The 1,504-nt window shown below is 43.9% G+C and carries 1 protein-coding gene; it reads right to left on the reverse strand.

Translation table 11 applies throughout. The annotated features are described in order from the left end of the window. Nucleotides 1-43: 43 nt before the first annotated feature. Nucleotides 44-883 (reverse strand): LysR substrate-binding domain-containing protein, encoded by an 840-nt coding sequence (locus F6K53_RS41850; RefSeq protein WP_293086335.1) that lies wholly within the window; start codon nt 881-883, stop codon nt 44-46. Nucleotides 884-1,504: the final 621 nt, after the last annotated feature.

Consider the following 1,504-nt stretch of genomic DNA (forward strand, 5'->3'; position numbering starts at 1 on the left):
ATCTCGAACAACTTGTAAAAATTGCTCAAGAGTAGGACAAGGATTAGTAATACGCCATGCGATCGCGCTCCACAATCTCTGCAGTAGAAGGTTCTACTGAGCGATAGACTACCCCATCTCGACGAAAACGTCTGATCGAATTGGGTAATAGAGCAATTCCCATACCTGCTGCCACAAATCCCAACATCAGTTGGGTTTCATTGGTTACCTGACTCACCTCAGGAGTAAAGCCAGCCTGGTGACAGACACGAATCACCGCCGAATATAAACCACATTGATCAGTATTTAATCCCAGAATAAACGGTTCATCCTGGAGTTGCTGTAGTTGTACCTGATCTTGACTAGCTAGGGGATGAGTTTCAGATACTGCTAACACCAACGGTTCTCGTAGAATCGTCTCCAGCATCAGTGATTCATCCACCTTGCGAGGCACAATAAAACCCAAATCAATCCGTTGCTCCAACAATGCCTGAAGTTGTTCCCCAGTTGACATTTCCTTAGCCACAATGTGTACATCAGGGTATTGCTGCTTATAAGTTTGAATCGATAGCGGGACAATATCAGCTGAAGAAAACCCCTCAAACCCCAAGATAATCTGGCCAATTTCCCCACGACTAGCTCGCTGAGTAACTTGAACACCCAAATCCACCTGCTTCAGGATCCTTCGCGCCTCTAACACCAACGCCCTACCAGCTTCAGTTAGTTGAATCTGGGGCTTGGTACGATGAAAAAGTTGTACCCCCAAGCTTTCCTCAAGGCGTTTAATTTGACGACTCAAAGGCGGTTGAGCAATATGAAGCCGCTCTGCAGCTCGCCCAAAATTCATCTCTTCCGCCACGACCAGAAAAGTCTTAAGATGATTAAGTTCAATGTTAGATAGCATCAATCATACCTTTCGAGGTATCAAGTCCCTCCAAAAATGATATTAGACAAAATTAACATTACTAACTAAGCTAGTAATATAAGCTTATATGGAGTAAAAACATGAAGTAATTTATAGAATCAACTGTGTTACCAAATTCTAGAATTAGTAAGGGTAATATATCCTAGTTAATAGGTAATTTATCAAATTATAGTTGAGATGATAAAGGTAGTAATTAACTGCGAATAAATTGCTTATTTATTCAACACTATCTATTCAAGTTTTGCTTGGTATTGATATCTAGTTTGACTGGGTGGTGTGTTACGGGACGGGCTTTCCCAACCCTTACGAGCAGGCGTAAAATGAGTTCGAGCCCTTCGGTGGTGCGTTACGGGGCTACTGGCTACGAAGTTGAATATGATGGCAAGGCGCGCCCCTAACGCACCCTACACACTAATATTAACCGTCAACCGTCAACCTTGGCCAAAGGCCACGCTACGCGAACAACCTGTCAACCTGTCAACCTTCAAACCGTCAACTGTCAACCTTGGCCAAAGGCCACGCTACGCGAACAACCAAACAACCTTCAAACCTTCAACCTTGGCCAAAGGCCACGCTACGCGAACAACCAGTTAACCTTGA

Source organism: Moorena sp. SIO4A1 (assembly GCF_010672065.1).
GTDB lineage: Bacteria > Cyanobacteriota > Cyanobacteriia > Cyanobacteriales > Coleofasciculaceae > Moorena.

Bases quoted from the DNA above. Each gene is read 5' to 3' on its own strand.
- F6K53_RS41850 (WP_293086335.1), bottom strand. From the start codon at position 883: ATGCTATCTAACATTGAACTTAATCATCTTAAGACTTTTCTGGTCGTG.